The organism is Methylobacterium sp. WL103, assembly GCF_008039885.1.
In the GTDB taxonomy this organism is placed as follows: Bacteria; Pseudomonadota; Alphaproteobacteria; order Rhizobiales; family Beijerinckiaceae; genus Methylobacterium; species Methylobacterium cerastii.
This window is the reverse complement of sequence record NZ_VRUX01000225.1, coordinates 1-6568: the sequence shown is the minus strand read 5'-3', so window position 1 is coordinate 6568 and position 6568 is coordinate 1. Positions and strand designations below refer to the sequence as shown.

Below are 6568 nucleotides of genomic sequence, written 5' to 3'. Positions count from 1 at the left end.
GGGCCGGACCGTAAGGTCGCCGCCGTGGTGCTCAAGCCCGCCGACCTCGCGCCGGCCTGGCGCGGCGCGGTGCCGGTGCTCTGCGTCTCCAGCCGCGGCCCCTTCGACGAGGCGGCGACGCTGATGCTGAGCCAGACCCTCGACCGCCACGGATTGCGCTCCGAAGTGATGGCCATGTCGGCGATCCGCGGCGGCGCCCGGCCGAAGGACGCGGCCAGCCTCGCGATGATCTGCTTCTCCTATCTCGAGCCGGTGAGCCTGTCGCAGATCCGCTTCACCGTCCGGCAGGCCCGCGCCGCGGTGCCGGGCGTGCGCGTCCTCGTCGGGTTCTGGGGCGAGCGCGACCCGGCCACCCTCGACCGCCTGCGCCGGGCGACCTCCGCCGACGTCCTCGTCACCACCCTGAACGACGCGATCGAGAACGCCGTCGCCGTGTCGCGTGCGCCCGGCGTCGAGCCGGCGCGGACGGCGGCGACGCCCGTTGCCACCCTGCCGCAGGCGGCGGAGTAGTCCGGGGCGGCGTCAGCCCTCCGCCGGCAGGGCGAGCTTGATCGCGATGCCGTGGGCGTCGTGCTCGAAGATGTGGGCGACGTCGTGCACCAGCCAGCGCGACGCCTCGGCGTCGAACCCGAGGACCACGCACTCGCCGACCCGCGGCACCGGCTCGCCGGGCGCGAAGACGATCGTGCGACGGGCCGACCGGAGGCCGTGACCGGCCGAAGGATCGGGCGCGATGAACACCACGTCGATGTCGGACATGGGCCCGGATAATCTCAGGTTGCAGTCGTCAAGACTGCTGCTCGCCGACGTAGGACGCACGGGGACTTCCCGATTCGGGAAGGCGCGGCGTCGAGATCAATCCCTATCCATCCCGAGGCAAGCTGAACAGTGACGGCGGCGGCCGGATCGCCGGTTCGGGCGACAATTCGCCTTCGATCGAGTTTGGACTCCCGCTAGAAAACCTGGATCGCACGGTCGCCCCTTCGCGTTGTCGCGATGACGTCGGCTCGGAGGCTGTCCGAACAGGGGCAACGCCGCCGTGTTACCCGCCCAGCCGCACCATCACGGAGTCGCGAGACCGATGCCGACGGACGAGACCGCCCCGACATGACCCAGACGCCCGAGACCCCGCCGACCGGCCGCACCACCCGCGTCGGCGCCGGGTCCGCCACCGCCATGTCCGACCCGCGCAACGAGATCTTCTTCGCGGCCGTCGAGACGACCCGCATGCCGATGACGGTCACCGATCCGCGCCAGCCCGACAACCCGATCATCTTCGCCAACAACGCCTTCCTGGCGATGTCCGGCTACGGCCAGGAGGAGATCATCGGCCGCAACTGCCGCTTCCTGCAGGGGGCGGAGACGGACCGCGAGGCGGTGGCGCAGGTCCGGGCGGCGATCGACGAGCGGCGCGAGTACAGCACCGAGATCCTGAACTACCGCAAGGACGGCTCGACCTTCTGGAACGCGCTGTTCGTCTCCCCGCTCTACGACACCAACGGCGAGCTGCTGTACTTCTTCGCCTCGCAGCTCGACGTGTCGCGCCGGCGCGACGCCGAGGAGGCTTTAGGCCAGGCGCAGAAGATGGAGGCGCTGGGCCAGCTCACCGGCGGCATCGCGCACGACTTCAACAACCTGCTCCAGGTCATCGTCGGCTACGTCGACATCCTCAGCGCCGGGTTGGAGAAGCCCGACGCCGACAAGGCCCGGCTGGGGCGCGCCGCCGACAACATCCGGCAGGCCGCGCAGCGCGCCACGACCCTGACGCAGCAGCTCCTCGCCTTCTCGCGCAAGCAGCGGCTGGAGGGCCGCGCGGTCAACCTCAACGCCCTGATCGGGGGAATGCGCGACATGGTCGCCCGCTCCGTCGGCGACGCCGTCACCGTCGCCTACGACCTGGCGCCGGACCTGTGGAACTGCCGCGTCGACCCGACCCAGGCCGAGGTCGCGCTGCTCAACGTGATGATCAACGCCCGCGACGCGATGCCGGAGGGCGGGCCGATCCGGGTCGTCACCGAGAACCTCGACGTATCCGAGCGCGAGATCACCGGGACCGGCCCCCTGCGCGCCGGGCGCTACGTCCAGGTCTCGATCACCGACGGCGGCACCGGCATGCCGCCCTCGGTGCTGACCCGCGTGATGGACCCGTTCTTCACCACCAAGGAGGAGGGCAAGGGCACCGGCCTCGGCCTCTCGATGGTCTACGGCTTCGCCAAGCAATCGGGCGGAGCCGCGAAGATCGAATCGGTTTTGGGGGAGGGCACCACCGTGCGCCTGTCCTTCCCGGTGACCGAGACCGGGGTGAAGGAGGCGCCCAAGCCGCCCGCCCGCACCACCGAGCGCCAGGGCACCGAGACCATCCTGATCGTCGACGACCGCGAGGACGTGGCCGAGCTCGCCCGCACGATCCTGCGCGACTTCGGCTACGTCACGCTGATGGCCGGGAACGGGCGCGAAGCGCTCGAGATCCTCGACGGCAACGACCGCATCGACATGATCTTCACCGACCTGATCATGCCGGGCGGCATGAACGGGGTGATGCTCGCCCGCGAGGCGCGCCGCCGGCAGCCGCGCCTCAAGGTGCTGCTCACCACCGGCTACGCCGAGGCGAGCCTGGAGCGAACCGACGTCGGGGGATCCGAGTTCGACGTGTTGAACAAGCCCTACCGCCGGACCGACCTGATCCGCCGCGTGCGCGCGGTCCTCGACGGGCCGACCGGAACCGGCTGAGGCGCCGTTCGCCGCACCGCACGAGGTTTCGCCATGCCCCAGGGTGACAAGAGCAAGTACACCGACAAGCAGGTCCGCAAGGCCGAGCACATCGCGCAATCCTATGAAAAGCGCGGCGTGCCCGAGGAGCAGGCCGAAGCTCGCGCCTGGGCGACCGTCAACAAGGACGACGGCGGCGGCAAGAAGCCCGGCGGCTCGGGCCGCGGCAAGGCCACCGACCACCCGGCCGCGCATGCGGGCGGCGAGAAGGGTGGCGAGAAAGGCGGAAAGGCCTCGGCCGCGCGCACGCCGGAGCAGCGCTCGGCCTCCGCCAAGAAGGCGGCTGCGACCCGCAAGGCGCGGAAGGCGACCTGAAGCCGCGCCGTTTCGGTCGCCATCACCCCCGGATGGGGCTACCGTGCACGCGGCGTTCGCACCCGCCTTTGGCCAAAAGTCCGGCTTGCCATCGCCGCTCGATTGTCCTTGGCTGTGGCCGGAACGCGAAAAGTCCGAAAAAGAGCCGGCACGCCATGCCGGAGCCGCACGGAGGATCAGCACCATGAACAAGCCGGAATTCCTGGCCGACGCCAAGACCAAGTCGCCGTTCTCGGCCCGCTACGACAACTTCATCGGCGGGCAGTGGGTGGCGCCGGCGAACGGCCGTTACTTCGAGAACACCTCGCCGATCACCGGCCGCGTCATCTGCGAGGTCGCCCGCTCGGACGCGCAGGACGTGGAGAAGGCGCTCGACGCCGCCCACGCCGCCAAGGACGCCTGGGGCCGCACGTCGGCCGGCGAGCGCGCCCGCATCCTCAACAAGATCGCAGACCGGATGGAGGAGAACCTCGACCTGATCGCGCTCGCCGAGACCTGGGACAACGGCAAGCCGATCCGCGAAACGGTGAACGCCGACATCCCGCTCGCCATCGACCACTTCCGCTACTTCGCCGGCTGCATCCGCGCCCAGGAAGGCGGCATCTCCGAGATCGACCACGACACGGTGGCCTACCACTTCCACGAGCCGCTCGGCGTCGTCGGGCAGATCATCCCGTGGAACTTCCCGATCCTGATGGCGGTGTGGAAGGTCGCCCCGGCGCTCGCCGCCGGCAACTGCATCGTCCTCAAGCCCGCCGAGCAGACCCCCGCCTCGATCCTCGTGGTGATGGAGCTGATCGCCGACCTGCTGCCGCCGGGCACGCTCAACGTCGTCAACGGCTTCGGCCTGGAATGCGGCAAGCCGCTGGCCTCCTCGCCCCGCATCGCCAAGATCGCCTTCACCGGCGAGACGACGACGGGCCGGCTGATCATGCAGTACGCCTCGCAGAACCTGATCCCGGTGACGCTGGAGCTCGGCGGCAAGTCGCCGAACATCTTCTTCGCGGACGTGGCCAACGAGGACGACGACTTCTTCGACAAGGCGCTCGAAGGCTTCACCATGTTCGCCCTCAACCAGGGCGAGGTCTGCACCTGCCCGAGCCGCGCGCTGGTGCACGAGTCGATCTACGACCGGTTCATGGAGCGCGCGGTCAAGCGCGTCGAGGCGATCACGCAGGGCTCGCCGCTCGATCCCGCGACCATGATCGGCGCGCAGGCCTCGTCCGAGCAGATGGAGAAGATCCTCTCCTACATCGACATCGGCCGGCAGGAGGGCGCCAAGGTGCTCACCGGCGGCGCGCGCAACGTGAAGGACGGCGAGTTCGCCGACGGCTTCTACGTGCAGCCGACGGTGCTCCAGGGCCACAACAAGATGCGGATCTTCCAGGAGGAGATCTTCGGGCCGGTGCTCTCGGTGACGACCTTCAAGGACGACGCCGACGCGCTCAGTATCGCCAACGACACGCTCTACGGCTTAGGGGCCGGCGTGTGGACCCGCGACGGCACCCGCGCCTACCGCTTCGGCCGCTCGATCCAGGCCGGCCGCGTCTGGACCAATTGCTACCACGCCTACCCGGCGCACGCGGCCTTCGGCGGCTACAAGCAGTCCGGCATCGGCCGCGAGAACCATCGCATGATGCTCGACCACTACCAGCAGACCAAGAACATGCTGGTGAGCTACTCGGCCAAGAAGCTCGGCTTCTTCTAGGCCGGCCTGGCTCCGGCCCACGGGCTGGCGCTTTCGACTTCGAGACGACTTCGCCCCGGCCCTCGCGGCCGGGGCGTTTTCGCTGGCGCCCACCACTGCATTTCGGCGCCGCGCGAACCACATGGGATCGGGAAGGGGTGCGGATGGGAGCGGACATGACGGACACGGCGACGAGCGCCACCACCGCCGAGCAGGCCGGCGTCGACGGGACGCCGCTGCGGGTCACCGCGACCCCGGCCGCCCTGGAGCTCATCGCCGAGCTTCGTGCCGAGCACGGCCCGGTGATGTTCCACCAGTCGGGCGGCTGCTGCGACGGCTCTTCGCCGATGTGCTACCCGGTGGGCGACTTCATCACCGGCGACGGCGACGTGCATCTCGGCCAGGTCGGGGGCGCGGACTTCTTCATCAGCCGCTCGCAGTTCGCGGTCTGGAAGCACACCCACATCCTGCTCGACGTGGTGCCCGGACGCGGCGGCATGTTCTCCCTGGAGAACGGCCGCGAGAAGCGCTTCCACATCCGCTCACGCCTGTTCACGGCGGCCGAGAACGCTGCGCTCGACGGCGCCTGCAAGCTTTAAGCGCGGGTCTGACCACGATCGGTGACAAGGGTTCCTCCCTTTTCCCAACCCACCACCTCATCTTGAGGTGCCGCGTCAGCGGCCTCGAAGGAGGCCTCCAGAGATCGCGCTATCCCTGGAGGCCTCCTTCGAGGCTTCCGCCTCGCGAAAGCGCCTCAGGATGAGGTGGTGAGTGGGATCGGTCGTGGAACGGGCTCTGAGCGACCGCGCTCAGCGCGCCTCGGACCGCTCCTCCGCCAGCCGCTCGGCGCGGGTGCGCTCGTCGGCGGTGAGGCCGACAAGCGTCTGGTCGAGCCAGGCGTCAGACAGGCCCTGGCCGGCCGCGGTGAGGTTCCAGGCCGCGGCCTCGACCATGTTCTTGGGCACGCCGCGCCCGGTGGCGTAGAGCCGGGCGACGCGGTTCTGCGCGATGGCGTTGCCGCGGGACGCCGCGTGCAGGAAGTAGCGGGCGGCGCGGCCCTCGTCCTTCGGCAGGCCCTTGCCGTTGAACAGCAGGATCGCGAACTCGACCTCGCCGGCGAGGTCGCCGTTGTCGGCCGCCCGCCGGAACAGCTCCGCCGCCTTGGTCGCGTCCTGCGGGACACCGCGGCCCTGCAGGTAGAGGACGCCGAGATCGTGCTGGGCCGGGCCGATCTCGCCGTCCGACGCCTTGCGGAACATCGCCGCCGCGCGGGTCTGGTCGGCCTCGGTGCCGCTGGCGAGCAGCAGCAAGGCGAGGTTGTAGGCCGCCGTCGGCGAGCCGTGCTCGGCCGCCTGCTCGAGCCAGCGCCGGCCGGCCTTCGGGTCCTTGGGAACGCCGCGGCCGTCGAGGGACATCAGGCCCAGCGACGACATCGCGCCGGGCTCGCCCTGCGCCGCCGCGAGGCGGTACCAGTCGGCGGCCTTGACCGGGTCGGGGCGGATGCCGAGGCCCTGGTTGTACAACTCGCCGAGCAGCGTCATCGCCGCCGCGTCCTTGCGGTCGGCCTCGATCCGCTTCGTCGCCTCGCGGAACGCGGTCACGTACTGCCCGCGCTGGTAGGCGCCGTAGGCGAAGTCCGGCGTGCGGTCGGTCGGCGGCGGGCGGGCGCCACCGGAATAGCCGACGGTGTAGGGGGTCGGCAGCTCTCGCATCGGCGGCTTGACCGGGTCGGTGCCCGGCGTCCGGGTCGGCTCGATCGCGCTGGGCGCCGCCATCGCCCCGCCGCCGGCCAGGAGC

6 protein-coding genes and 1 pseudogene are annotated in these 6568 nt (G+C 70.4%); 5 read left to right on the top strand and 2 right to left on the bottom strand.

Annotated elements, in window-relative coordinates; genetic code table 11:
• Positions 1–510 (top strand): annotated as a pseudogene (locus FV222_RS14455) (AI-2E family transporter); the annotation flags it as partial.
• 12 nt (positions 511–522) lie between these two features.
• Here FV222_RS14455 and FV222_RS14450 read toward each other — a convergent pair.
• Positions 523–759, bottom strand: a complete 237-nt coding sequence (locus FV222_RS14450) for a hypothetical protein (RefSeq protein ID WP_147814804.1) — start codon at positions 757–759, stop codon at positions 523–525.
• Between the two features lie 348 nt (positions 760–1107).
• Here FV222_RS14450 and FV222_RS14445 point away from each other — a divergent pair, with 348 nt between their 5' ends.
• The 4 genes from FV222_RS14445 to FV222_RS14430 all read left to right on the top strand — a co-directional run bounded on the left by FV222_RS14445 (position 1108) and on the right by FV222_RS14430 (position 5370).
• Complete coding sequence (locus tag FV222_RS14445) at positions 1108–2730, top strand: hybrid sensor histidine kinase/response regulator (protein ID WP_147750372.1); 1623 nt, start codon at positions 1108–1110, stop codon at positions 2728–2730.
• Between the two features lie 33 nt (positions 2731–2763).
• Positions 2764–3084, top strand: a complete 321-nt coding sequence (locus FV222_RS14440; protein ID WP_147762790.1) for a plasmid stabilization protein — start codon at positions 2764–2766, stop codon at positions 3082–3084.
• Between the two features lie 184 nt (positions 3085–3268).
• Positions 3269–4792 carry an aldehyde dehydrogenase gene (adh, locus tag FV222_RS14435; protein WP_147750374.1) on the top strand — a complete coding sequence of 508 codons (1524 nt, stop codon included), beginning with the start codon at positions 3269–3271 and terminating at the stop codon, positions 4790–4792.
• A 155-nt stretch (positions 4793–4947) separates the two neighbouring features.
• A complete protein-coding gene (locus FV222_RS14430; RefSeq protein ID WP_147762789.1) occupies positions 4948–5370 on the top strand; it encodes a DUF779 domain-containing protein in 423 nt (140 codons plus the stop codon).
• Positions 5371–5580: 210 nt separating this feature from the next.
• Here the strand turns inward: FV222_RS14430 and FV222_RS14425 are convergent, their stop codons facing one another.
• The gene (locus FV222_RS14425; RefSeq protein ID WP_246685470.1) at positions 5581–6564 is read right to left on the bottom strand and encodes a tetratricopeptide repeat protein; all 984 of its coding nucleotides are present in this window, start codon (positions 6562–6564) and stop codon (positions 5581–5583) included.
• Positions 6565–6568 lie beyond the last annotated feature (4 nt).

What these genes read in the sequence shown, in the direction of transcription:
- FV222_RS14445 (WP_147750372.1), top strand. Translation starts at nt 1,108, where the DNA reads ATGACCCAGACGCCCGAGACCCCGCCGACCGGCCGCACCACCCGCGTC.
- FV222_RS14430 (WP_147762789.1), top strand. Translation starts at nt 4,948, where the DNA reads ATGACGGACACGGCGACGAGCGCCACCACCGCCGAGCAGGCCGGCGTC.
- FV222_RS14440 (WP_147762790.1), top strand. Translation starts at nt 2,764, where the DNA reads ATGCCCCAGGGTGACAAGAGCAAGTACACCGACAAGCAGGTCCGCAAG.
- adh (WP_147750374.1), top strand. Translation starts at nt 3,269, where the DNA reads ATGAACAAGCCGGAATTCCTGGCCGACGCCAAGACCAAGTCGCCGTTC.
- FV222_RS14450 (WP_147814804.1), bottom strand. Translation starts at nt 759, where the DNA reads ATGTCCGACATCGACGTGGTGTTCATCGCGCCCGATCCTTCGGCCGGT.